The organism is Kitasatospora sp. NPDC001119 (genome assembly GCF_053598475.1).
In genome coordinates this window covers 51,829-75,332 of sequence record NZ_JBSFKI010000042.1, presented here as the reverse complement: position 1 = coordinate 75,332, position 23,504 = coordinate 51,829, and the positions used below count along the sequence as shown (strand labels likewise).

Annotated in this window: 19 protein-coding genes; 9 read left to right on the top strand and 10 right to left on the bottom strand. The window is 73.9% G+C overall.

The features are described from left to right. Window positions 1-139: 139 nt before the first annotated feature. A complete protein-coding gene (locus tag ACWDD9_RS36260) occupies window positions 140-1,396 on the top strand; it encodes a geranylgeranyl reductase family protein (RefSeq protein WP_079272936.1) in 1,257 nt (418 codons plus the stop codon). Window positions 1,397-1,497: 101 nt separating this feature from the next. Here the strand turns inward: ACWDD9_RS36260 and ACWDD9_RS36255 are convergent, their stop codons facing one another. Then, complete coding sequence (locus tag ACWDD9_RS36255) at window positions 1,498-3,801, bottom strand: glycosyl hydrolase family 18 protein (protein ID WP_449813955.1); 2,304 nt, start codon at window positions 3,799-3,801, stop codon at window positions 1,498-1,500. A gap of 337 nt (window positions 3,802-4,138) precedes the next feature. On the opposite strand from ACWDD9_RS36255, the gene ACWDD9_RS36250 reads away from it, so the two are divergent. Then, window positions 4,139-4,912 carry an enoyl-CoA hydratase family protein gene (locus ACWDD9_RS36250; RefSeq protein WP_449813954.1) on the top strand — a complete coding sequence of 258 codons (774 nt, stop codon included), beginning with the start codon at window positions 4,139-4,141 and terminating at the stop codon, window positions 4,910-4,912. Window positions 4,913-5,000: 88 nt separating this feature from the next. Here ACWDD9_RS36250 and ACWDD9_RS36245 read toward each other — a convergent pair whose 3' ends face one another. Further along, window positions 5,001-5,765, bottom strand: a complete 765-nt coding sequence (locus ACWDD9_RS36245; protein ID WP_449813953.1) for a maleylpyruvate isomerase family mycothiol-dependent enzyme — start codon at window positions 5,763-5,765, stop codon at window positions 5,001-5,003. A 107-nt stretch (window positions 5,766-5,872) separates the two neighbouring features. On the opposite strand from ACWDD9_RS36245, the gene ACWDD9_RS36240 reads away from it, so the two are divergent. Continuing rightward, complete coding sequence (locus ACWDD9_RS36240) at window positions 5,873-6,628, top strand: acyltransferase (RefSeq protein WP_449813952.1); 756 nt, start codon at window positions 5,873-5,875, stop codon at window positions 6,626-6,628. A 44-nt stretch (window positions 6,629-6,672) separates the two neighbouring features. Here ACWDD9_RS36240 and ACWDD9_RS36235 read toward each other — a convergent pair whose 3' ends face one another. Next, a complete protein-coding gene (locus ACWDD9_RS36235) occupies window positions 6,673-7,986 on the bottom strand; it encodes a PucR family transcriptional regulator (protein ID WP_449813951.1) in 1,314 nt (437 codons plus the stop codon). A gap of 203 nt (window positions 7,987-8,189) precedes the next feature. Here ACWDD9_RS36235 and ACWDD9_RS36230 point away from each other — a divergent pair, with 203 nt between their 5' ends. Continuing rightward, window positions 8,190-9,107, top strand: a complete 918-nt coding sequence (locus ACWDD9_RS36230; protein ID WP_449813961.1) for an esterase/lipase family protein — start codon at window positions 8,190-8,192, stop codon at window positions 9,105-9,107. An 82-nt stretch (window positions 9,108-9,189) separates the two neighbouring features. Here ACWDD9_RS36230 and ACWDD9_RS36225 read toward each other — a convergent pair whose 3' ends face one another. Together ACWDD9_RS36225 and ACWDD9_RS36220 are read right to left on the bottom strand one after the other, a co-directional pair. Continuing rightward, window positions 9,190-9,777 carry a HutD/Ves family protein gene (locus tag ACWDD9_RS36225; protein ID WP_449813950.1) on the bottom strand — a complete coding sequence of 196 codons (588 nt, stop codon included), beginning with the start codon at window positions 9,775-9,777 and terminating at the stop codon, window positions 9,190-9,192. Between the two features lie 129 nt (window positions 9,778-9,906). Then, window positions 9,907-11,139, bottom strand: coding sequence for an MFS transporter (locus tag ACWDD9_RS36220; RefSeq protein ID WP_449813949.1), 1,233 nt, complete (start codon window positions 11,137-11,139; stop codon window positions 9,907-9,909). Window positions 11,140-11,231: 92 nt separating this feature from the next. Between ACWDD9_RS36220 and ACWDD9_RS36215 the strand changes: the two genes are divergently transcribed. After that, window positions 11,232-12,512, top strand: coding sequence for an ROK family protein (locus tag ACWDD9_RS36215; protein WP_079272930.1), 1,281 nt, complete (start codon window positions 11,232-11,234; stop codon window positions 12,510-12,512). Window positions 12,513-12,674: 162 nt separating this feature from the next. Then, window positions 12,675-13,793 (top strand): PLP-dependent cysteine synthase family protein, encoded by a 1,119-nt coding sequence (locus ACWDD9_RS36210; RefSeq protein WP_449813948.1) that lies wholly within the window; start codon window positions 12,675-12,677, stop codon window positions 13,791-13,793. Between the two features lie 102 nt (window positions 13,794-13,895). Here ACWDD9_RS36210 and ACWDD9_RS36205 read toward each other — a convergent pair whose 3' ends face one another. The 5 genes from ACWDD9_RS36205 to mscL form a co-directional block, all read right to left on the bottom strand. Then, window positions 13,896-14,222 carry a DUF6191 domain-containing protein gene (locus tag ACWDD9_RS36205; protein WP_449813947.1) on the bottom strand — a complete coding sequence of 109 codons (327 nt, stop codon included), beginning with the start codon at window positions 14,220-14,222 and terminating at the stop codon, window positions 13,896-13,898. Window positions 14,223-14,301: 79 nt separating this feature from the next. Further along, a complete protein-coding gene (locus ACWDD9_RS36200) occupies window positions 14,302-16,791 on the bottom strand; it encodes a right-handed parallel beta-helix repeat-containing protein (RefSeq protein ID WP_049650969.1) in 2,490 nt (829 codons plus the stop codon). A gap of 383 nt (window positions 16,792-17,174) precedes the next feature. Beyond that, on the bottom strand, window positions 17,175-18,050 hold the full coding sequence (locus ACWDD9_RS36195; protein ID WP_375876701.1) for an MOSC domain-containing protein: 876 nt from the start codon (window positions 18,048-18,050) through the stop codon (window positions 17,175-17,177). A gap of 200 nt (window positions 18,051-18,250) precedes the next feature. Beyond that, window positions 18,251-19,030 (bottom strand): DUF6643 family protein, encoded by a 780-nt coding sequence (locus ACWDD9_RS36190; protein WP_074006368.1) that lies wholly within the window; start codon window positions 19,028-19,030, stop codon window positions 18,251-18,253. Between the two features lie 426 nt (window positions 19,031-19,456). Next, window positions 19,457-19,903 carry a large conductance mechanosensitive channel protein MscL gene (gene mscL / locus ACWDD9_RS36185; RefSeq protein ID WP_049650971.1) on the bottom strand — a complete coding sequence of 149 codons (447 nt, stop codon included), beginning with the start codon at window positions 19,901-19,903 and terminating at the stop codon, window positions 19,457-19,459. A gap of 479 nt (window positions 19,904-20,382) precedes the next feature. Between mscL and ACWDD9_RS36180 the strand changes: the two genes are divergently transcribed. The 3 genes from ACWDD9_RS36180 to ACWDD9_RS36170 all read left to right on the top strand — a co-directional run bounded on the left by ACWDD9_RS36180 (window position 20,383) and on the right by ACWDD9_RS36170 (window position 23,483). After that, the gene (locus ACWDD9_RS36180; protein ID WP_117492460.1) at window positions 20,383-21,642 is read left to right on the top strand and encodes a glycosyltransferase family 4 protein; all 1,260 of its coding nucleotides are present in this window, start codon (window positions 20,383-20,385) and stop codon (window positions 21,640-21,642) included. A 173-nt stretch (window positions 21,643-21,815) separates the two neighbouring features. Then, window positions 21,816-22,490 carry a thiol:disulfide interchange protein DsbA/DsbL gene (locus tag ACWDD9_RS36175; RefSeq protein ID WP_181970864.1) on the top strand — a complete coding sequence of 225 codons (675 nt, stop codon included), beginning with the start codon at window positions 21,816-21,818 and terminating at the stop codon, window positions 22,488-22,490. A 117-nt stretch (window positions 22,491-22,607) separates the two neighbouring features. After that, window positions 22,608-23,483 (top strand): alpha/beta fold hydrolase, encoded by an 876-nt coding sequence (locus ACWDD9_RS36170; protein WP_449813946.1) that lies wholly within the window; start codon window positions 22,608-22,610, stop codon window positions 23,481-23,483. The last annotated feature ends 21 nt before the right edge of the window (window positions 23,484-23,504 follow it).

The window sequence follows — 23,504 nt, the reverse complement described above, 5'->3', positions numbered from 1 at the left end:
AACAGGGAGTTCCGAGGGTGGGCCGCGGACCGGGCCTCCGAGGGGAGGGGCCGCCTTCGGGCGGGCCGTACGACCGGGTGGCGCCGGTGTGGGGGCGGCGCGCTCGACCGGCGCGGCCGGACGCATAGGATTGCTCGACGTGACTGACTCCGGAAGCTCCGATTCCCGTAGCCCGCTCGACAGCCCGGCCGAGGGCGGTCCGACCGACGACGCGGCCGCGCCGCTGGACGGCGTCTGGGACGTCGTGGTGGTCGGCGCCGGACCGGCGGGCTCCTCGGCCGCGCACGCCGCCGCGGCCCAGGGCCGCCGGGTGCTGCTGCTCGACAAGGCCGAACACCCCCGGTACAAGACCTGCGGCGGCGGCATCATCGGCCCCTCCCGGGACAGCCTGCCGCCGGACTTCCGGTTGCCGCTGCAGGACCGGGTGCACGCCGTCACCTTCGCCTACAACGGGAGGTACACCCGTACGCGGCGGTCCAAGCGGATGCTGTTCGGCCTGGTCAACCGGGACGAGTTCGACCTGCGCCTGGTGCAGGCGGCCAAGCAGGCCGGGGCGGTGCTGGTCACCGGAGTGACCGTCACCGGCGTCGAGCAGCGCGGCGGGGAGCACCGGACGGCCCTGGTGACGGCCGCCGACGGGCGCACCTTCGAGGCCCGCGCGGTGGTCGGCGCGGACGGCAGCGCGAGCCGGATCGGCCGGCACGTCGGCGTCACCTTCGACCAGATCGACCTCGGCCTGGAGGCCGAGATCCCGGTGCCGGCCCAGGTCGCGGCCGACTGGGCGGGCCGGATCCACCTCGACTGGGGTCCGCTGCCCGGCAGTTACGGCTGGGTGTTCCCGAAGACCGAGACCAGCAGCCTGACCGTCGGCGTCATCTCGGCGCGCGGCGACGGCGAGCGGACCAAGCAGTACCTCGCCGACTACATCCGCCGGCTGGGCCTGTCCGGGTTCACCCCGCAGGTCGAGTCCGGGCACCTGACCCGCTGCCGGACCGAGGACTCGCCGCTCTCCCGCGGCCGGGTGCTGGTCGCCGGGGACGCGGCCGGACTGCTGGAACCGTGGACCCGCGAGGGCATCTCGTACGCGCTGCGCTCGGGCCGGCTGGCCGGTGAGTGGGCGGTGCAGGTCGCCGAGGCGGGCAACGCGGCGGCGGTGCGGCGCGAGGCGCTGAACTACGCGTTCGCGGTCAAGGCCGGGCTGGGCGTGGAGATGCGCGCGGGCAAGCAGCTGCTGGGCGCCTTCGAGCGGCGGCCGTACCTGTTCCACGCGGCGGTCTGCCTGGTGCCGCCGGCCTGGCGGGCCTTCGCCCGGACCACCCAGGGGCACACCTCCTTCGCCCAGGTGCTGCGGCAGTACCGGGCCGCGCGGCGGCTGGCGTCGATGGCCTCGCGGTAGGGCGGCCGCCGTGGCGTCGTGAGCTCGTGACGCTGTGGAGCGGGGCCGGTGTCCCTCCGTGCGCGGGAGGGGCACCGGCCCCGCTTCCCTTGCGGGGAGCGCTACTTGAGCCCGGTGTCCAGTGCGGACATCAGGGTGCCGGACGGGGTGTCGCCGGACATCTCCCAGATCATGCCGCCGAGCAGGTTCTTCGACTTGAGGTAGGCGGTCTTCTGCGAGATCGACCAGGCGTCGTCGAAGGTCCACCACTGCCCGCCGGCTCCCGTGTAGCCGTACGTCGCAACGGACTTGGGGTCGTGGTAGACCTTGAGACCGGAGAGGCTGGTGATCAGGTTGTTGTACCCGCGGGTGCCGGCCTCGTCGCTGAACTGGCCGGGTGCGGCGCCGTTCGCGGACTGCCAGGCGCCGTTCGCGCCGCCGTCCGCGACGGTCTGCCAGCCGCGCCCGTAGAACGGGAAGCCGATGGTCAGCTTGCGCGGGTTGACCCCGGCGTTCAGGTACGTCTGGACGGCCGTGTCCACGCTGAAGTGGGTGGCGTAGGGGTCGTTCGGGTCCTGGTAGAGGTTGGAGGCGTGGCCGGTGCGGTTCGGCTCCCAGGAGTTGTCGCTGCCGGAGCCGTGGAAGTCGTAGCCCTGGACGTTGGCGATGTCCAGCGAGCCGAAGATCTTCGAGAGGTCCCAGCCGGCCGCGACCTTCGCCGGGTCGGCGGGGGTGAAGGCGGTGAGCAGCTTGTGCGAGCCGCCCAACGCGTCCAGCTGCTTGCGGAATTCGGCCAGCAGCAGGGTCAGGTTGCCCTTGTCGTTGGCGCTCCAGTGGTTGCCCGGGTGGCCGTCGGCGGAGCCGGGCCACTCCCAGTCGAGGTCGATGCCGTCGAAGATGCCCGCTGCCACGCCGTCGCCGCCGGCGCCGTTGTAGGCCGGCAGGTTGCCCTTGATCCAGGTGTCGACGCAGGACTTGACGAACTTCTGGCGGGACGCGTCGGTGGCGGCGGCGTCGGAGAAGTACTTGGAGTAGGTCCAGCCGCCGAGCGAGACGACCACCTTCAGGTTGGGGTACTTGGCCTTCAGCTTCTTCAACTGGTTGAGGTTGCCGCGGAGTTTGCCCCAGCCGTCGTCGGCCACGCCGTCCACCGACTGGTCGGCGCTCATCGCCCGGCCGTAGTCCGCGTCGGCGTCACCGGCGCCGGTGCCCTGGTCCGGGTCCTCCGGGTTGGCGGTGGTGCCCTTGGTGACGCCGGCCTGGCAGGTCAGGTTGACCGGATCGATGTTCTCGAAGGCGTAGTTGACGACGTCGAGCTTGGCGGCGGCGCCCGAGGTGTCCAGGTTCTTGACGAAGTACTGGCGGCCGTAGATGCCCCACTGGACGAAGTAGCCGACCCGGGCGTACTTCCCGGCGCCGACCAGGTCCGAGGTGGTCACGGTGAGCGGGGCGGAGGCGGGCGAGACGTTGTCGGCGGCGTCCCGGGCCTTCACGGTGAACGTGTAGGCGGTGGACGGGGAGAGGCTGCCGACGGTCGCGCCGAGCGTGCTGCCGGTGACCGTGGCCACCAGGGTGCCGCCCTGGTAGACGTCGTACGCGGCCACCCGGACGTTGTCGGTGGCGGCGTTCCAGGCGAGCGTCACGTCCGTCGAACCGACCGCGGTGGCCCGGAGGTTGGCCGGTGCGGTGGGCGGCGAGGTGTCGGTGGACGGATCGAAGGTGGACGCGGTGACGCCCGCGCTGAGCGGGCCGGTGTTGCCGCGGCTGTCCTTGGCGCGGACGGTCAGGGTGTACGAGGTGGCCGGGGTGAGGCCGGTGACCAGCACGCCGGTGGACGGGCTGGAGGCGAGCACCGTGCTACCGCTCAGCACGTCGTAGGAGGCGACCGGGAAGTCCCCGCCGGTGGCGGCCGGCCAGCTCAGGGCGAGCGTGTGCGCGGTGGACTCGGTGACCGTCGGGGTGCCCGGCGCGGACGGCGGGACGTCCGCGCTGCCGTCGCACTTGTCGCCGTTGACACGGCAGTTGAGCGGGGCGGTGACCGGGCCGTTGCCGACGAACCAGAAGCTGTACGGCTCGGTGGTGCCGTGGGCGTTGACGGTGGAGTTGTAGAACGCCGCGGTGGCGGTGACGTGCCGGCCGCTCACGGTGGCGGTGCCGTTGTAGCTGTTGCCGATGGTGACGCCGGCCGGGAGGTCGAACTCCAGGGTCCAGCCGCTCACCGCGGTCGCGTTGTCGTTGTGGACGATGTAGGTGCCCTGCCACCAGGAGCCGTTGTCGGCCGTGGTGAAGGTGGCGGTGAGCTTTCCGGCGGCGTGCGCCGGGGCGGCCAGCGCGGTGAGCGCGGCGAGGGGCAGGAGCAGGACGGAGAGCAGTGCCAGCAGTCTGCTGCGCACGCGCGGGCGCCCGGCCCGGGATCGAGCGGACATGGTTCTCCCTGTGACTGTGGGGGTTGAACAGGGTGACGTAGAACCTTGGTTGATCCGTGCAGTTGATCCGTGTGCGATCGATGCCTGTGCCGTGGGGAGGCAAGGCATGGGAACTGTAGGAGGACTGGACCAATGCGTCAACAGGTCTGTACCACTTGGGGTGGGCCGCCGACCGGGGTCCAGGCCGGGGGGAGCGGCGGGTGGTTCCGGTCCTCGGGCCGGTCGGCTCTGGCCGAGGGACGGGTGGGCGTGCCAGAGTCGTCCGGGCGTCGTCCGGGCACCTCCCGGACCGCACCCGCAGTCCGACCCACCCTCAGCCGGAAGGCAGGCCCCGCCGATGACCAGCGCAGCGCCCCTCGTCCACGTCAGCACCGCCGACGCCGTCACCAGGCTCACCCTCGACTCGCCGCACAACCGCAACGCGCTCTCCACCCGGCTGATGGCCGAGCTGCACGCCGGACTGGCCTCCGCCGCGGCCGACCCGGAGGTCCGCGCCGTGGTGCTCGGGCACACCGGCAAGGTGTTCTGCGCGGGCGCGGACCTCTCCGAGGCGACCGGCGCGGACCCGACGGTCGGCCCGCGCGGCCTGGTCGAGCTCCAGCGGGCGATCGTGGACTGCGCCAAGCCGGTGATCGCCGTCATCCACGGCCACGTCCGGGCCGGCGGCCTCGGCCTGGTCGGCGCGGCGGACCTCGCCGTCGCCGGACCGGCCTCGACCTTCGCCTTCACCGAGGTGCGGCTCGGCCTCGCGCCCGCCGTCATCTCGCTGCCGCTGCGCCCGAAGCTGGACCCGCGCGCCGCCTCCCGCTACTACCTCACCGGCGAGGTCTTCGACGCCGCCGAGGCCGCCCGGATCGGGCTGATCACCAGCGCCACCGACTCCGCCGAGGCCACCGACGTGGCGCTCAAGGGCCTGCTGGACGCGCTGCGCCTGGGCTCCCCGCAGGGCCTGGCGGAGTCGAAGCGGCTGGCCAACGCCGAGGTGGTGCGCTCCTTCGAGCGGGACGCGGAGGAGCTGGTGGAGCTGTCGGCGCGGCTCTTCGGCTCGGCGGAGGCGCAGGAGGGGATGCGCTCGTTCCTGGAGAAGCGGCCCGCGCGCTGGGTGCGCTGAGGGCCGGGTTTCCCGGGTGCCCGTTCGCCCGGGGGCGTCGCCGCCCCCGGGCGTGACGACCCGTGCGCAGGGGTCGCGGCCGGCACGGTCAGAGGACCGCCGCCGTCTCGCTCCAGAGGGCGAGCAGGCTCTGGTCGCCGATCGCCTTGACCTCCCCGGCCTGCTGGGCGGACAGCCGGTTCCACAGCAGCAGGTAGAGCTCGTGGGCCGGGCCGGCGAGGGTCAGATCGGCCGGCTCGGGGCCCTCGCCGGTGGTGACGGCCGGCGCATCCCGGGTGATCGTCAGGTGCCAGGAGCCGGGGCCGTCGGTGGCCCGGACCAGGAGGGTGCGCGGCCGGTCGCTGCGCAGCTTGGACCGGCCGAGGGTCGTGAAGCCGCTCACCAGTTCGTCGATGCCGTCGAGGGCGAGCGCGGTGTTCACGACCGGACCGGGCACCCCGGCGGCCGCGTCGGCGTCGCGGCGGTGGACGGCGGTCTCGTGCGCCTGGCGCCGGGCCCAGAACGCCAGCGGGCTGGGCGAGGACAGGAAGGTCCAGCACTCGAGGTCGGCGGGCGCCGCGGTGAGGGTGTCCACCAGGGCGGCGTGGCCCTCGCGGTACCAGTCGAGCAGCGCGGCGTCCGAGGGCAGCGGCCCGACGGCGGCCTGCGCGTCCGCCTCGTCCGGCGGCGTCGGCGCGCCTCCGGACACGATCGCGGCGGCCCAGCGGTGGACGGAGCCGATGTGCTGCAGCAGCTTCGTCAGCTGCCAGTCCGGACAGGTCGGTACGGGGGCGGACAACTCGGTACGGGCCGCGGCCTCGGCGAGCCTGGTGCCCTCGCGGCGCAGCGCGTCGATGTGCTCGGTGATCTCCATAGGACGGAGTCTTCCATCGCGGCCGGTCCGCCGGTCGCGGATTTCGGACATTCCTCCGGTTGCCTCCCGGCGGACGGGCGGATGCTACGGGCCGGTAACGTGAGCGCATGCCGATAACCCGTTCGCTCGTCTCAGCCGTCCGGACCGGTGGCCGCCGCGCCGCCGGACGCCTCGTCCACCGGGGCTGGCGCTGGGTGCAGCGGACCGGAGCGGTCACCAGCCGCAACCCCGGCCCGTACCGGTTCGGCGAGCTGGGCGACGGCACGACGCTCAGCTTCCCGCTCGGGGCGGTGTTCAACGAGCAGTGGATCACCATCGGGCCGTTCTCGATCATCGGCGAGCGGGTCACCATCAGCGCGGGCTTCCTGCCCGGGCTCGACCTCGGGCCGGAGCCGATCGTGCGGATCGGCGGCGGCTGCGTGATCGGCCGGGACAGCCACATCGTCGGCCACCAGTCGATCGTCATCGGCGACGACGTGTGGACCGGCCCCGGCGTGTACATCAGCGACCAGGCGCACGAGTACCGGGACACCGAGCTGCCGATCGGCAAGCAGTGGCCGCGCAACGAACCGGTGGAGATCGGCACGGGCAGCTGGATCGGCACCGGCGCGGTGATCCTGCCGGGGGCGCGGATCGGACGCAACGTGGTGGTCGCGGCGGGCGCCGTGGTGCGCGGCGACGTTCCCGACCACAGCGTGGTCGCCGGGGCGCCGGCCAAGGTGGTGCGCCGCTGGACCGAGGAGGAGGGCTGGCAGCCGCCGCTGCGCCACGACGCTCCGCAGCCGGTGCCGGACGGCGTGACCGCGGAGCAGCTGCGCGCCCTGGTCGGCTGGGACCTGCGGCTGCCGGGGGAGCAGGGCTGAAGTCGGTCGCCGGGCACCGGCCCGGTGCTGGCAGTCGTCCCGAACTACCCGGCGAGGGAGGCCTGTTCGGCGGTGCGGGCGGCGATGGCGGCGGCGATCCGCGGGAGGTCGGCGGGGCGGGCCGGATCCAGGCCGGTCAGTGCGGCGATCCGGCGCAGCCGGTAGTCGACGGTATTCGGGTGCAGGTGCAGGGCGCTCGCGGTGTGGCGGCGGTTCAGGCCGCCGGCCAGGTGGGTGTGCAGGGTGATGAGCAACTCCTCGGCGTCGGCGAGCGGTTCGAGCAGGGCGGCGAGCCGGGAGCGGGCCTGGCTGGGGCGGGTGAGCTGGTACTCCAGCAGGACGTCGTCCAGCCGGTGCAGCCCCGGCGGTCGGCCGAACGCCCTTGCCACGTCGAGGACTTCGTAGGCGAGAGCGGCCGCGCCGGGCACCTCGGCGGGGGTGGCGGGCGCGGCCCCGGCCAGGACGGGAACGCCGGCCGCCCGGGCCGCCGCGGCGAGGGCGGCGGCGAGCAGCGGCCACGGCGCCTCGCCGGCTCCGTCCTCGTCCGGACCGGGTGACGGTCCGAACGGGACGAGCACCAGGCCGCCCGTGGGGGTGAGCGCGGTGAGCGCCGACTGCCGGGTGCGGTGGTCGAGTTCGGCCTCGAACCGGCGGAGCTTGCGGAGGGCGGCGATGCCCGGATCGACACCGGGGGAGTGCTCGTCGGGGTGGTCGGCGAGGGACAGGCAGAGCACGGTGTACCCGGTGGACAGGCGGAGCCCGGCGCGCTCGGCGGCCGCGTCGGCGGGGGTGCCCGCGAGCAGCGCGCCGAGCAGGGAGTGCCGGGCCGAGTCCCGTCGGCCGGTGGCCGGGCGGCGGCCGTCCAGATAGCCCGCCCCGGCGGCGCTGACGGCCTGGCGGAGCTGGTCGAGCAGCAGCCGGTTGAGGGCGAGCAGGTCGGCGGCGTCGTCGTCCCGGGCGTGCCGGGTGGCGAACTCCCAGCAGACCTCCAGTCCGAGGTGGTGGGCGAGCAGGACGGCGTCCAGCGGCAGGCCCTCCTCGGCCCGCCGGGCGGCGGCCTCCCGGACGGCGGTGAACTCCTCGGCGGGGGCGGGGAGTCCGGTCCGTACGGTGTGGGCGAGGGCGCGGATGCGGCGCTCGGTGTCCCGGGTCAGCTCGCCGGTGAGCTGTTCGCGCGGCAGCCGGCGGTAGACCGGCACCCGCTCCAGCAGGGCGGCGACCACGGTCTCGGCCAGCTCCCGTACGCCGCCGAGCAGTCGCTGGTCGGTCGGGAGCCCGCCGATCACCGGGACGTGCCAGTCCGGTGTCCGGTCGGAGGCGTTCGGGAGCGCGGGGTGGGGTGCGTTGTGACCGGTCACAGAGAACACCGTCCAGGTCTGGGGGACGCCCAAGGGCCGGGCCGGAGGGGCGACCGCATGATGGTGCCCTCGGGTTACCTGTTGGTAACAAACTTCCGCTGTGGAGGCAACAGTTGAGAACCCCACTTCTCCGCTTCTCCGCAACTCCGGTGCGCCGCAGGGGCGCAGGCGCGCTGGGTGCGCTGCTGCTGGCGGGGGCGGTGCTGGCCGGTGCGACGGTTTCGCCGGCGAGCGCTGCCGTGCCTGTCGCGAGCGCCTCGGCCGTCGCGGCCGGCTCGGCCGCAGCGTCCACCTCGTCCGGCTCGGCCGCAGCGTCCGCCGAACTGCCGCCGGACGGCGACACGGTGGCCTCGCCGCCCGGCGCCAACGACTGGACGTGCCGGCCGACCACCGCGCACCCCGACCCGGTCGTCCTGGTGCACGGCACCTTCGCCAACCGCTACGAGAACTGGCTGGCGCTCTCCCCGCTGCTGAAGAGCCTCGGGTACTGCGTCTTCGCCCTCGACTACGGGATGATCCCCGGCGTTATCTCCAGCGGCAGCGGCCTGCTGCTGCCGATCGGCGGCCTCGGGCCGGTGCCGGAGTCGGCGGCCCAACTCGGCCGGTTCGTGGACCTGGTGCGGACCGCGACCGGTGCGGCCAAGGTCGACATCGTCGGGCACTCGCAGGGCGGCATGCTGCCGAACTACTACCTCAAGTTCCTCGGTGGCGGGTCCAAGGTCGGCAGGATGGTCGGGCTGGCGCCGTCCAACCACGGCACGACGCTCGACGGGATCACCAACCTGGTGCCGTACTTCCCGGGCGTCGCGGACCTGGTCTACACGGTCTGCAAGGCCTGCCGGGACCAGGCGGTGGGCTCCGACTTCAACACGGTGATGGCCTCCCGGCCCGACACCGTACCGGGTGTGCGCTACACGGTGATCTCGACGGTCCTCGATGAAGTCGTCACCCCGTGGCGGACCCAGTTCCTGAGCGGCCCGGACGTCGACAACCAGGTGGTGCAGGAACACTGCCCGGTCTCGCTGGTGGAGCACGTCGGGATCGCGTTCTCGCCGACGGCGCTGCACCTGGTCACCAACGCGCTGGATCCGGGGCACGCCACGCCGGTGTTCTGCGGGTGAAGCGGCGGCGGCGCTCCTGCCCCCGGGGTGGTCCCGGGAGGTGGGAGCGCCGCTGTTCGGTGGTGCGGCCCTTGACCGGCTCTCAGGGCGCGGTGCGGAAGGCGATGACGGCGGTGGTGCCGTCCGGGCGCAGCTCGTACGTGCCCGGGGTGTCGAGCAACGCGGCGTCGTAGCGGGAGAGTTCGACGCCGTCGACGGAGGCGCCGTGGATGGTGGCGGTGCCGACGAGGCAGACCAGGAGGGCGGTGCTCCCGTCCGGGATGTCGGCCGTGGTGGCCGCGGTGGCCAGGTCGACCGCGGCCTCGACCCGCCCGCGGCGCGTCATCACGTTGAAGTCCACCACCGGGCCGGCCAGCAGCCGACAGTCGGTGGTCGCGTCGCCGGAGAAGGCGAACGGCCGGAACGGCGCGTCGACCAGCTGCTCGGTACCGTCGACGGTGAGCGCCATGCCGGCGCCCTCGACCAGGGTGATCACCCGGTCGATCCCGGGGAACGGGGAGAACGGCCCCGCCGAGGCGACGTCCGCGAGGCTGACCCGCCAGTCGAAGGCGTCCAGTCCGGCGCCGACCGGGAACCCGGCGACCTCCCTGGTCACCCCGCCCCCGTTGAGCCACGCCGTCGCCGGGCGCTCGCCCGCCCGCAGTACCTGGAAGCGTTCGCTGGTCGTCATGGCCTCGCATCCTGTCATACGGCGGATGGCGGATGACAGGTGACAGATAACAGATTTCAGTGTCTGTCAGCTGTTATCTGTCGGCTGTCATCTGTTCGCTGTTCTCTGTCATCCGTTGCCTGTCGACCGTCACCGGTCGTCCGTCACCCGCCGTCCGACCGACAGCGGCAGGAGCGCCGCCACCGTGGCCGCGAGGGTGACCGTGGTGAGGGCCAGCGGCAGTCCGGCCGCGTCGGCGAGGAAGCCGATCACCACCGGGCCGATCAGCATCCCCCCGTAGCCGAGCGAGGAGGCGAACGCGACGCCCTGCGGCCCGCCCGCCGCACCGGCCCGGGCGATGGCGAGCGGGAAGAGGTTGGCCAGGCCGAGGCCGACCAGCACGAACCCGCAGATCGCCACCGGCACCACCGGCGCCAGGGCGGCGACCAGCATGCCGACCGCCGCCGTCAGCCCGCCGAACAGCATCAGCCGGGTCTGGCCGAGCCTGATGGACAGCCAGGTGCCGCCGACCCGCCCACCGGCCATCGCGAACGCGTACGCGCCGTAGCCGGTGGCGGCCACCACGGAACTCGCCCGGACGTCGTCGGTGAGGTGGAGCGTGGCCCAGTCGGCGATCGCGCCCTCGCCGTACGCGGTGCAGAGCGCGGTGAGGCCGAGCAGCAGGACGAGCAGGCGGGTACGGGGGCGGGTCGAGCCCGCGTCCGGCCGCGTGGTCCCGGACGGTTCCGCCGTGCGGCCCGTGCGGCCCGTGCGGCCCGTGTGGCTCGTACGGTCCGTATGGCCCGGTGCGACCGCTGCCGCCGCCGGGCTGCGCAGCAGGACGACGCCCGCGCCGACGGTGACGGCCATTCCCAGCGCCGCGCTGAGCGCGAGCGCCCATGCGGTGCTCAGCGGGCCGGCGAGCAGTCCGCTGACGCCGGTGCCGACCAGTCCGCCGAAGCTGTACCCGGCGTGGAAGCTGGGCATCACGGGCCGCCGCAGCTGCGCGACCAGGTCGACGGCGGCGCTGTTCATCGCGACGTTGGCCCCGCCGTACCCCGCGCCGAACAGCAGCAGCACCCCGCCGAGTGCGGTGACCGAGTGGGCGTGCGCGGGCAGCAGCACGGCGAGGCTGAGCAGGGCGAGCGAGCCGACGGTCACCGGCCGGGAGCCGTACCGCAGGCAGAGCCGGCCGATCACGGGCATGGTGAGGACGGCGCCGATGGACAGGCAGAGCAGGGCGAGCCCGAGGGCGCTGTGCGAGGCGCTGACCTGACTGCGGATGTCCGGGATGCGGACGACCCAGGAGGCGAAGAGGAAGCCGTCGACGGCGAAGAACGCGGTGAGGGCGATACGTGCAGGACCCCAGGGGCTGTCCGTCACCGGGGGTGTGCTGCGAGACTGGAAGGAGGGGCGATCGGGCCGGGTGCGTGAACCGATTTTGTTTCGAAGCGACACAAAGTCACAATAGGGGCGTGCAGCTCTCACCATCAAGCCCGAGGCCCGGTACCGGGAACGACTCCGACGCGCAGCGCGACAACCACCGCCGCGCGGCTCCCGACCGGGGCCGGACGCTGCTCGGCCCAGCGCTCTCCCTGATCCACACCGGCCAGACGCCGACCCGCTCGGCGCTCACCCGCGCGCTGGACGTCACCCGGGCCACCGCCGGCGCGGTCACCGCCGAACTCGAGGCGCTCGGCCTGATCACCGTCGACTCGCGCCCGGCCGGCGGCGGCCGCGGCCGCCCGTCGCACCGGCTCGCGATCGACCCGAACGGCCCGGTCGTGGTCGCCGGGCAGATCCACGCCGACGGACTGAGCGTCACCCTGGCCGGCCTCGGCGGACTGCTCGACCCGCCCGTCCACCTGCCGCTGCCCGCCGCCACCGACCCGGTCCGGATGCTGCGCGCCGTCGCCGTGGCTGGTGCCGAGCTCGCCCGCGCGACCGACCGCCGCTGCCTGGGCGCCGCGCTCGCGCTGCCCAACCCGGTCACCGAGCCGGACGGCACCGCCCTCGCCGCGCTGCACTTCGCCTGGCCCAGCGGCACCCCGGTCGCCGACCTGTACGACGTCGAGGTCGGACGCGCCGACCACGGCCCGAAGGCGCTGCGCCCGCTGCCCACCGCGATCGCCAACGACGCCAACCTGGCCGCGCTCGCCGAGTACCGGCACGGCGCCGGCCGCGGCGCCCGCCACCTGCTCTTCGTCACCTCCGGCCACCGCGGCGTCGGTGGCGCGCTGGTCATCGACGGACACCTGCACACCGGCAGCGCCGGCCTCGCCCTGGAGGTCGGCCACCTCACCGTCGACCCGCAGGGACGGCCCTGCATGTGCGGCAACCGGGGCTGCCTGAACTCCGAGACCGACCCCGACGCGCTGTTCACCGCCGCCGGGCTCACCCCGGAACCGGGACGCCCGCTGCTCGACCAGGCGCGCGAGCTGTGCCGGGCCGCCGCGACGGACGACCGGGCGCGGGCGGCGGTGGAGCACGTCATCGACCGGCTCGGACTCGGCCTGGCGGGCGTCGCCAACATCCTCAACCCCGACCGGGTGGTCCTCAGCGGGCTGCACCTCCACCTGCTGGAGGCCGCGCCCGACCGGCTGCGGTCGGTGGTCGCCGAGCGCAGCCTGTGGGGGCGCAGCGGCCGGGTGCCGATCGTCGGCGCGGAGCTGGCGCACGGCGCGCTCGCGGGCGCGGCCGAGCTGGGCTGGGGGCCGTACCTGGCGGACCCGCAGTCGGTGCCGGTGCTGCCCTGACGGCGATCGGGTCTGCCCTGGTCGATGAGTTCCGCCCCCGACGGTGACCAGATCTGCCCTGACGGCGATAAGCGGAAGCTGGCTCTTCGAAAACGGTCACTTATCGTGACTCTCATACACTCGTAGTGAGCATCGGGGGCCACCACGAGGGAGACAGCGACCATGAGCACCCAGTCCGGCATCGAGCCGACCGCCGACGTCGACCGCTCCGACCCGGAGTACCGCGCCTGGCTCAAGGAGGCGGTGCGCAAGGTCCAGGCCGACGCCAACCGCTCCGCCGACACCCATCTGCTGCGCTTCCCGCTGCCCGCGGAGTGGGGGATCGACCTCTACCTCAAGGACGAGTCCACCCACCCGACCGGCTCGCTCAAGCACCGCCTGGCCCGCTCGCTCTTCCTCTACGGGCTCTGCAACGGCTGGATCCGGCCCGGCAAGCCGGTGATCGAGGCCTCCAGCGGCTCCACCGCCGTCTCCGAGGCATACTTCGCCCAGCTCGTCGGCGTGCCGTTCATCGCCGTGATGGCCAAGAGCACCAGCCAGTCCAAGATCGACCTGATTCAGTTCCATGGCGGCGAGTGTCACCTGGTCGAGCGTTCGGACGAGGTGTACGAGGCCTCCGCCCGGCTCGCCGAGGAGACCGGCGGGCACTACATGGACCAGTTCACCTACGCCGAGCGGGCCACCGACTGGCGCGGCAACAACAACATCGCCGAGTCGGTCTTCGCCCAGCTGCGCCTGGAGCCGCACCCCGAGCCGGCCTGGATCGTGGCCACCGCCGGGACCGGCGGCACCTCGGCGACCATCGCCCGGTTCGTGCACTACATGCAGTACGACACCCGGATCTGCGTCGCGGACCCGGAGAACTCCTGCTTCTTCGACGGCTGGGTGCGCCACGATCCGGAGGCCGTCTGCGAGAGCGGCTCGCGGATCGAGGGCATCGGACGGCCGAGGATGGAGCCGAGCTTCGTCCCCGGGGCGATCGACCGGATGATGAAGGTGCCGGACGCCGCGTCGATCGCCGCCGTCCGGGTGCTGGAGCAGGTGCTCGGCAAGAAGGCGGGGGCCTCCACCGGGACGGGCCTGTGGAGCGCGCTGCGGATCGTCGCCGAGATGCGGGCGGACGGGCGGACGGGCAGCGTGGTCGGCCTGATCTGCGACCCGGGGGACCGCTACCTGGACAAGTACTACTCGGACGACTGGCTGGCGGGCGAGCGGATCGACATCGCGCCCTACCGGGCGGCCATGGAGTCCTTCCTGGCCGGCGGCGCCTGGACGGGCTGACGCGCCGGGCGGCGGACGGGTGACAGCTGACAGATTTCAAACTCTGTCAGCTGTCGTCTGTTATCTGTTATCTGTTCGCTGTCGCCTGTTCGTCGTCAGCCGTCAGCCGGTGCCCGCCACCCGCCGGATCACCGCCCGACCGCCCGCAAGGTCGATCCCCGTCCGCTTCGGCGCGCCGTCGTGCTCGTCGTCCCGCATCACCAGCTCGACCCGTCGCTGCTCCAGCTGCACCCGCTTGCTCGGGTAGAGCAGCGCGTGCAACTCCTCCGTCGCGGTCGCCCCCGCGCCGCGCCCGCCGCCGCGCCCACCGTCGGGTCCCACCGTCGGCCGGGCGCGGAACCGCCGCACCACCGCACCGAGGAAGAACACCACGACCAGTCCGGCCGGCAGCAGCAACCCGCCCGCCGCGCCCGTCAACAGCACACCCATGCCCGCCTCAACGGCCCGGCGCGGCCGACGAGTTCCCCGGCGACGAGTTCCCCGGCCGCCGGCCCTACCGCAGTGGGCCCTACGGCAGCGGCGCCGTGGGCAGGTCGGCCGGGACGAGCAGCTGGAGCTCCTCCGTGGACGGGTCCGCGAGGTGGGCGATCCGTACCGCGTGCCGCTCGACCATGGTCTCGAAGACCTGTCGCGCGGTGCGCCCGTTGCCGAAGTTGGGGCCGCGCTCCATCCCGCCGAAGTGTTCCAGCAGCGCCTCCTCCGTCTCCTCGGAGAGCGCGTACTCGTGCTCGGCGCACTGCGACCGGGCGATCTCCAGCAGCTCGTCCGCCGTGTAGTCGGGGAAGCCGATGGTGCGTGAGAAACGGGAGGAGACACCGGGGTTGGCGGAGAGGAAGCGCTCCATCTCGGCGGTGTAGCCGGCCACGATGACGACCACCTCGTCCCGGTGGTCCTCCATCAGCTTGACCAGGGTGTCGATCGCCTCGCGCCCGAAGTCCCGCGCCCCGTCCTCGGGTGCGAGCGCGTACGCCTCGTCGATGAAGAGCACCCCGCCGCGCGCCCGGTCGAAGGCGGCCGCGGTGCGGATCGCGGTGGAGCCGATGTGCTCGCCGACCAGGTCCACCCGTGCCACCTCGACCAGGTGTCCGCGCTGGAGCACCCCGAGCGAGGCGAGGATCTCGCCGTACAGCCGGGCGACGGTGGTCTTTCCGGTGCCGGGTGCGCCGGTGAAGACCAGGTGGCGGCGCAGCGAGGGCGCCTTGAGCCCGGCCTGGCGGCGGCGCCGGCCGACCGAGATCAGGTCGATCAGTGTGCGCACCTCCTGCTTCACCGTGGCCAGCCCGACCAGCGAGTCCAGTTCGGCGAGCGCCTCCTCGGCCGGCCGGCAGTCCGGGATCGGCGAGATCGCCGCCGAACCGGCCGCGGCCGACGCCAACAGCGGGGCCACCGTGGTCAGTTGGGCGGTCCGCGGCGCGGGCACGTCGGTGGATCCGTACGACGACCCCAGCCCCGGACCGCGCCCACCCGCGGATCCCGGCCCCGCCCCGCCGCCGGGCGGGGCGGGAGCGGACGGCACCGGAGCCGCCCCGACGTCGTCCGAGATGCACCCCTCGGTGACCGGCCCCGGCTCGGAGAACTCGAACCCGGCCCGCTGGTTGTGCTCCGCCCGGCAGCGGGTGAGCTGGGTCCGGCAGCCGTCGATGATGTGGAAGCCGAAGCCCTTGCCCTGCGAGACCCGGCAGTCCTCGAAGGTGCCACGCCCCTGCGCCGAGACGTACACCCCGGCGTCCGTGCTGGCCCGTACGGTGCAGGCGCGCAGCACCGGGTCGGCGCCCTTGGTGACGATCACGCCGGTGGCCACGTCGGAGATCTCGCAGTCGGTGAGCAGTCCGCCGCTGCCGTGGTCGCGGAACCAGAGCCCGGTGCCCGCCTCCTGCACCCGGCAGGAGGCCAGGGAGACGGTGGCCCCGCCGCTGACGGAGACCGCCGAGCTGCGGATCCGGCTGAACGAGCAGCCCTCGGCGGTGGCGGCGGAGTCCCGGTCGAGGACGAACAGGGCGTCCGGCAGGTCGTGCAGCGAGCAGTCGGTGAGGGTCAGCCGGGCGCCGTCGCTGACCCAGAGCGCCGGGTACTCGCCGGTCGAGCCGTGGATCTCGCAGGACTCGGCGACCGCCTCGGTGCCCTGGTCCCAGACCGACAGCGCCCCGCGCCCGAAGTCCCGGACGGTGCTGTTGGCGAGGCTCAGCCGGGCGCGTCCGCGCAGGTCGGCGCCGTTCTCGGGCAGGTCGTGCACCCGGCAGCCGGTGAGCACCAGTTCGGCCTCGCCGTCCAGGGTGAGACCGTTGCCGGTGACCCGGTGGATCTCGCAGTCGACCAGCCGCCCGCCCGCCTGCGCCTCGGCCTGCACGCCGCTGCCGCGGATCTCGTAGATCTCGCAGCCGGTCAGCTCGGCGGCGCTGCCGGGGTCGGAGAGCAGGACGCCGGCGCCGGAGGCGTGGTGGACGCGGCAGCGGTCCAGGGCCGCGGTGGCGCCGCCGAGGACGGCCAGTCCGGCCTGGCCGGCGGCGGCGACCTCGCAGTCCTCGAAGGCGGCGGCGGTGTCCGGGCCGCGCAGCCGCAGCCCGAGCCCGCCCGGGTTGGTGACCACGCAGCCGCGCAGGGTCGGCCGGGCACCGCCGGTGACCTCGATGCCGGTGGCCGAGCGGGTCTCCACCCGGCAGCCGCTGAAGGAGGGGGTCGCCTCCGGCCCGGTGACCAGCACGGCCGGGGTGGTGCTGTCGCCGCCCTCGACCACCAGGTCGCGCACGGTGGCGGCGGCGGTCACGGTGAGCGCCACCCCGGAGGGCGGGTCGATCCGGACCGTCCCCGGGCCCTGGGCCGGGACGATCGTCACCGGCTTGTCCAGCAGCACGTTCTCCCGGAAGGTGCCCGGGCGGACGGTCACCGTGTCGCCCGGTTCGGCGGCGGCCAGGGCCTCCGCGAGCGTGTCGTACTCGCCCGCGCGGCGACGCCAGCGGGATGCGCTGTCCTGGGTGACCCGGACCCTGTGCTCAGCCATGACGGTCTGTCGTCCCCACCTTCGTCGAGCCGGCGATCAACGGGCCGAACGCGCGGGGGTGCGCGGGCCGTCCGCCCACCGTAGCGCGCCCACGTGGGTGGTCCGGCCGCCCGCGGTCGCGCGGACACCGGTAGCGCTCAGCGCCGCCACAGGTTCCGACCACTTGTTTCAACGAGCGCGCCCAGCGGTGGTTCCGTCCGGGCGCGCCGGTTTCGGAGTGCGGCGCGTGCCCGGCGCCGGTCCACGGGCCGATGCGCCCCGCCCTCCGGCACGGGCGGTCGGCGGCCGGCATCCGACGGTCGGTGGTCAGTACTCGACCGTCGGCAGCCGGCGCGGAGGGTCGGCGGGAGCGGCCCACTCTCCCGGAGAACCGGCCCGAGAGCTCAGCGCCCGTCGGCGGGCCAGTGCGCCCCGTCCTCGAGCACCTCGAGCTCGTCGCCCAGCCGCAGCGTGCCGAGCTCGTCCCCCTCGACGCCGGCCGGCCGCTCGGGGATCAGGTTCTGCCCGAACGCGGCCTTGCGCAGCAGCCGGTGGTGCCGGGCCAGGGTGCGCAGCGGCTCCTTGCCACGCCGCTCGCCGGTCTCCTGGTCGGTGGTGGTGATCATGCAGCGGCCGCACGGCTTGACCACCTTGAAGGTGACCGAGCCGATCCGGATCCGGCGCCAGGTGTCCTCGGCCCACGGCTCGGTGCCGCCGATCACCACGCTCGGACGGAAGCGCTCCATCGGCAGGGTCTCGTGGCCGTCCGGGTTCTCGGCGGCGATCAGCTCGTTGAGGCGGTCCAGCGAGGCGGTGGTGGTGAGCAGCAGCGGATAGCCGTCGGCCATCGAGACGCTGTCGCCGGGCGCGCTGTACTCGGGGTCGACCGGCCGGGCGCGCGGGTCGTCCAGGTGCACCAGGCGGTAGTCGCCGAGGTGTTCGGCGATCCACCGGTGCGTCTCCTTGTCGGCTTCCGCGGCACGGAAGCGCGTTCCCCAGACCTCGACGTCGGCGAGCGGGTCGCCGGCCGCGACGGCGGGGGCGGGGACCTCGATCCGGGAGCCGTCGGGGGTGGTCAGGGTGAGGACGCCGTCGGGCAGCAGTCCGGTCCGCACCCGTGCGAGGGCCGCGTCCTCGCGCTGGCTGACGAAGCGTCCGTTCGCGTCGGCGAGCATCCAGCGACGGTCTCCGGCCAGACCCCAGGGTTGAACCACGGCGGTGTCCGGGCTCAGGCGGTACATCGACTTGACGGGGTAGACGTGGAGTCCGGTGAGGTGCATTCCTCCATCCTGCCAGCCTGCGGGGGTTCGCCGGGAATGCCCTCTAATGCGCACGGACCGCCCGGACGCCGTGGGGGGCGTTCCGGGCGGTCCGTGGATGACCCGTTTCTCCGTTCGCCCGGCGTACGGGGGGCGCCGGGTGCTGCTCAGGTGGTGCGGGTGCGGGCCGCGTGGGGGGACGGCCTCGGGGTGTCAGCGGCTCAGTAGCCCTGGCCCTGCTGCTGGTAGCCGCCCTGGAACTGGCCGGACTCGCCGTACGGGCCCGGGCGCTGCGGCTGCGTCGGGCGGACCGGCGCGACCGGCGCCATGGCCGGGCGCAGCTGGGCACCGCCGAAGGACTGGTCGCCGCCCTGGCCCTGGAAGCCGGGGCCGCCGGCGGCCGGACCGCCGAAGGACTGCTGGCCGCCGAAGCCCTGCGGAGCGGCGGGCTGGCCCTGGCCGAAACCGCCCGGTCCGCCGGCCGGCTGCGCGCCGAAGGTCTGCTGGCCGCCCTGGGCGCCGATGAAGGTGTTCTGGCCGCCGAAGCTCTGGCCGCCGGTCGGCTGGTAGCCGCCTCCGGCGGTCTGGCTGAAGGCGGGGGTGCCGGGCTGCGGTCGCTGGTACGGCTGGGGGGCGCCGTAGCCGGGGACCGGAGGCTGGGGGGCGGCGTACGCCGGCGCGGGCTGCGCGGGGATGTACGCCGTGGCGGGGCCGGCGGAGGGGCCGCTGCTCGGGCCGGGGCCCAGGGCGAGGCGGGCGGGCGGCAGCGCGGGGAGGTTGCTGCCGGCGCTTTCGTACCCGTTGGCGTACCGGTTCTCGTAGGACGGGCCGAGGCCGGATCCGTAACCGGACGACAGCGCCGGCGGCAGGGCGGCCGGCACGTTGATGGGCGCGATCTGGGGGACGCCGCGCTCAGCCACGAGGCTGTCGTAGATCGGCGTGCCGGAGGAGTAGGACGGAGAGGGGTAGCCGACTCCGTCGTAGGAGCGGGGCGAGGTCATGGGGCATACGGTAAGCCCACAACGCGCCTGCTGAGGAGAGCGGGAGGGGGAGCAGTTCGAGTGTTTACACAGTCTTCGCTCGCACAAAGGTTTCGAAAGTAGGAAAGACGGACATTCCGGCGACCGGTTCCGGACAACCTTGGCACCCCGTCAGTGGTCGAACGGCAGCCGGACGGAGGCCCCGGAAGGCCTTGCGGTGACCGGCCGGTGGACGGTCGGGGGCCCTGCGGAGAAACTTTTCCCGGACAGGGCGTGCGCGGGCGCATTCGAGCCCCCGCCGAGCAGGCGACGGGGGCTCGTGAATGTTTCGGGAATAAAATTCCCGTCAGCTCTCCGGGGCCCGGTTCAGGCCCGCGACCTGGGCCGTCGGCCCGATGGCCGGCCGCTGATCAGGCGGCGGCCCGTCGCTGGTCCGGGTGTCGGCGCTCAGTGCGACTGCAGGGCCTGGGCCTGTGCGGGCAGGGCCGGCTTGCCGATCTCGGAGGTGCAGAAGGAGCACCGGGTCGCGGCGGCCGGGATGCTGCTCAGGCACTCCGGGCAGTCCACCTTCGCGGCCGGCGCGGGCTTGGCCGATTCGAAGCGGGACTGGAGCTTGCCGACCGGCAGCACCACGGCGAAGTAGATGACGGCGGCGGTCAGGACGAAGCCGATGACCGCGTTGACGAAGAGGCCGTACGGGAACCGGGTGCCGGCCACGTCGAAGGTCTTCTGGGTGAAGTCGCCGACGGCGCCGGACGCGACGCCGACCAGCGGGGTGAGGAAGGCGCTGACGAACCCGGTGACGACGGCGGTGAAGGCAGCGCCGATCACGATGCCGACCGCGAGGTCCACCACGTTTCCGCGCAGCAGGAAGCTGCGGAATCCCTTGAACACCGGGTGACTCCAAATCCGTACGGGGGAGGGGGAGATGGGGCGGCACGGCGGGTGCCGCCCCAGGCCGGACATCCTGCCGAGCGGGCCGGGCCGAGGTCCAACCGCGTTCACCCGAATCGGGTAACCGCCGCGGCGCCACGCGTCCGTGGGCCCTGCGGGGCGGGGACGCTCCGCGTACCGGCCTTTCCCCGGTCGAACAGCCGAGCCAGTCGGTTGGTCGACCGCTCCAACTCGCCCCTGTGGCACCGCGTGTGGCGCCGCATGTGACACCGGCACACGCCGGTCCGGGGCGGCGCCGACCCGGCGCGACAGGGTGGACCGGAGCGCGGCAGGGGGCGAGACGGGGCGCACAGCGGTCGCGTACGGCGCACGACGGCGGCCCCGTGGCGCACATCCGGTGTACAAGCGCGGGCGGATGGGCCACCATCAGGTTGCGCGAAGGGGATGTACCGGGCGGAGCACTGTGCCAAGGTCGGTCCATGCCCGACCATTTGTCGGCCGATCCGGCCGGAAACCGTCCGCGTGTCCTGCACCTGATCAGCGACTCACGCCGGGGCGGCGCGCAGAACTTCGCCCGTGACCTCCACCGGGAACTGGGCCGTCGGGGGCAGTCCTCCGCGCTGTGCGCCCTCGCCCCGCACCCGGCCGTCCCCTCCGGCCCCGGCGGGGCGGGCCGGGACTCCACCGGCCCCGGTTCCGCAGGCCGGGGCCCCGATTCCGTAGGTCCGGGCTCCGGGTCCGCGAGCCCGGACCCCGAGGCCGCCGGCCGGTCCGCCGTCGACTGCTCCGCCGCCGGGCTGCGCTCCGCCGCCGTGCTGGGCCCCGGCCGGCTGCACCCGAGCACCCTGCGGGCGCTGCGCTCCGCGTCCCGCGCCGCCGACGTGGTGCTCGCCCACGGCTCGGACACCCTGGCCGCCTGCGCCCTCGCCCTGGCCGGGACCCGTACGCCCTTCGTCTACGTCTCGGTCGGCCACCCGCGCTACTGGACCGCCAACCGGTTGCGCCGGGTGCGCGGCGGCGCGCTGATGCACCGCGCGGCCGCCGTCACCACGCTCACCGACGAGGCGCGCGTCGTCCTGGAGGAGCAGTTCCGGCTGCCCGACGGCAAGGTGCACGTGATCCCCAACTCCCGTGCCGCCGAGAGCTATCCGCCCGCCGACGGCCGGGACGACCGGCGTGCCGCGCGGCACGCGCTGGGCCTGCCGGCCGACGTGCTGCTGGTCGCCTGGATCGGGGCGATAGCCCCGGAGAAGCGGCTCGACCTGGCCCTCGACGTGCTCGACCGGCTGCCCGACGTCCGGCTCGCCGTCGCCGGGGACGGACCGCTGCGCGAGTCGCTGGCCCGCCACCCGGCCGCCGCCCGCGCCCACTTCCTCGGCCCGCTGCCCGACCCGGCCCCGCTCTACCGCGCCGCCGACGCGCTGCTGCTGACCAGCGACAGCGAGGGCGTGCCCGGCGCGCTGATCGAGGCGGCGCTGGCCGGGGTGCCCGCCGTGGCCACCGACGTCGGCTGGGTGCGCGAGGTGGTCCGGGACGGCGCCACCGGCGCGCTGGTCGCCCCCGGGGACCCGCTCGCCCTCGCCGAGGCGCTGGGCAAGGTGCTCGCGGTCAACCGGGCGGGCCTCGGCGCGGCGGCCCGGGCGCACGCGCTGGAGCACTTCGAGCTGGGCGCCGTCGTGGACGCCTGGCAGCAACTGGTCGCCGAGGTATGGACGGCGGGTCCGGAGGCCGCCCGCTGACCGGGGCGGCCAGGCGGGCCAGGGGTGCCATGCCGACCGGGGTGGCCGGGCCGACCCCGTCGGGTGGCCGGCCCGTCCGCGCGCCCAGCCCGGCTACGCCGTCCGGGCGAATCCGGCGCGGCCCGTGCGCAGCAACCGGCCGGTAGCGAACCGCCGCCAGCACACTGCCCGGTGTGAAATCGAAGTCGCTGCTGCGGTCCACCGTCCTGCTCGCCGTCGCCGTCGGGATTGCCGCGTCCCCCGTCCAGGCCGGCGCGATCACCCACCAAATCCCGTTCGGGGGCGCCCAGTTCGTCAAGCTCGACCATCCGCAGCCGGTCCGTGAGAGCGTCCGGACCGAGGCGGTCGAGTTCTTCTGGTACGACTGCAGCCACTCCCAGGCGCTCGAACAGCCCCTGCAGGCCTGGGCGGAGAAGCACCGCGCCGATGTCGCGCTGCGCCGCATCCCGGCCGTCTGGCCCGGCAGTCCGGACGAGGCCGCGCAACGGAGCCACGCCCGGATCTTCTACACGCTGGAGCGCCTCGGCCAGGTCGACCGCCTCCAGGTCAGCGTCTTCCGCGCCGTGCACACCGAGCGGGTCGACCTCACCACCGAGGCCGCCGCCACCGACTGGGCCGCGCGGCAGGGCGTCGACGCCAAGGCGTTCGGCGAGACGTACCGCTCCGCCGAGGTGACGCGGTCGGTCGAGGAGGCCGCCGCCGACTTCACCCGCTACGGCGTCAACGAGCTGCCGACGGTCGTCGTCCAGGGTGAGTACCGCACCTCGCCGACCCAGGCCGGCGGGGTCGAGGCGATGCCCGAGGTGCTCGACCACCTGGTGCAGCAGGAGCAGGCGCGGGGTCACTGAGCCGGTGCTCCGGCCCTCGCGGTGACAGCGGATCAGCTCGCTCATGTGCCCTGCCCGGCAGGCGTCTTGTTCGAACAGCATCTTGCCTAACCATTCACATGCTGTTTAATGGTTAGCATGAGCGAGCTGATGATCCCTCACGTCCACCACCGCCACGTCGACGTCGACGGCCTGCGCGTCTTCTACCGCGAAACCGGACCGCTCGACGCCCCCGTGCTCCTGCTGCTGCACGGCTTCCCGTCCTCCTCCCACCAGTACGCCCGGCTGCTCGACGCGCTCGGCACCCGCTACCGCCTGATAGCCCCCGACTACCCGGGCTTCGGCCACAGCGACAGCCCCGCGCCCGACGCCTTCACGTACCGCTTCGACGCCCTCGCCGATGTGATCGAGGGCTTCTGCCTCGCCCTCGGCCTGGACCGCTTCGCGCTGTACGTCTTCGACTTCGGCGCCCCCGTCGGCCTGCGCCTGGCCACCCGGCACCCGGAGTGGATCACCGGCCTGGTGGTCCAGAACGGCAACGCCTACGAGGAGGGACTCTCCGACCAGGCAAGGGAGTTCATCGCGAACAGGCGTGGCGTGCCGGGCGCGGAGCAGGCCGCCCGCTCGATCCTCACCCCGGACGTCACCCGCGGCCAGTACGAGGGCGGCACCGGCGACCCGAGCCTGGTCGCCCCCGACGGCTGGACGCTCGACCAGCACTTCCTCGACCTGCCCGGCCGCAAGGACATCCAGGTCGAACTCGCCCTCGACTACTTCTCCAACGTCGAGCTCTACCCCGCCTGGCAGGCCTGGCTGCGCGCCGACCAGCCGCCCACGCTGGTGCTCTGGGGAGTGGGAGACCCGTTCTTCACCGAGGCCGGTGCGCGCGCCTACCTGCGCGACCTGCCCGGGGCCGAGCTGCACCTGTTCGACACCGGGCACTTCGCGCTGGAGGAGAATCTGCCCGAAATCGCCCCGCTGATCGACGACTTCCTCGCGCGGATCGGGAAGTAGCCGACCGGTGCGGGGTGTTCG

What these genes read in the sequence shown, in the direction of transcription:
- ACWDD9_RS36170 (WP_449813946.1), top strand. Translation starts at nt 22,608, where the DNA reads ATGAGCGAGCTGATGATCCCTCACGTCCACCACCGCCACGTCGACGTC.
- ACWDD9_RS36240 (WP_449813952.1), top strand. Translation starts at nt 5,873, where the DNA reads ATGCCGATAACCCGTTCGCTCGTCTCAGCCGTCCGGACCGGTGGCCGC.
- ACWDD9_RS36250 (WP_449813954.1), top strand. Translation starts at nt 4,139, where the DNA reads ATGACCAGCGCAGCGCCCCTCGTCCACGTCAGCACCGCCGACGCCGTC.
- ACWDD9_RS36200 (WP_049650969.1), bottom strand. Translation starts at nt 16,791, where the DNA reads ATGGCTGAGCACAGGGTCCGGGTCACCCAGGACAGCGCATCCCGCTGG.
- ACWDD9_RS36190 (WP_074006368.1), bottom strand. Translation starts at nt 19,030, where the DNA reads ATGACCTCGCCCCGCTCCTACGACGGAGTCGGCTACCCCTCTCCGTCC.
- ACWDD9_RS36255 (WP_449813955.1), bottom strand. Translation starts at nt 3,801, where the DNA reads ATGTCCGCTCGATCCCGGGCCGGGCGCCCGCGCGTGCGCAGCAGACTG.
- ACWDD9_RS36205 (WP_449813947.1), bottom strand. Translation starts at nt 14,222, where the DNA reads ATGGGTGTGCTGTTGACGGGCGCGGCGGGCGGGTTGCTGCTGCCGGCC.
- ACWDD9_RS36210 (WP_449813948.1), top strand. Translation starts at nt 12,675, where the DNA reads ATGAGCACCCAGTCCGGCATCGAGCCGACCGCCGACGTCGACCGCTCC.
- ACWDD9_RS36180 (WP_117492460.1), top strand. Translation starts at nt 20,383, where the DNA reads ATGCCCGACCATTTGTCGGCCGATCCGGCCGGAAACCGTCCGCGTGTC.
- ACWDD9_RS36195 (WP_375876701.1), bottom strand. Translation starts at nt 18,050, where the DNA reads ATGCACCTCACCGGACTCCACGTCTACCCCGTCAAGTCGATGTACCGC.
- ACWDD9_RS36225 (WP_449813950.1), bottom strand. Translation starts at nt 9,777, where the DNA reads ATGACGACCAGCGAACGCTTCCAGGTACTGCGGGCGGGCGAGCGCCCG.
- ACWDD9_RS36245 (WP_449813953.1), bottom strand. Translation starts at nt 5,765, where the DNA reads ATGGAGATCACCGAGCACATCGACGCGCTGCGCCGCGAGGGCACCAGG.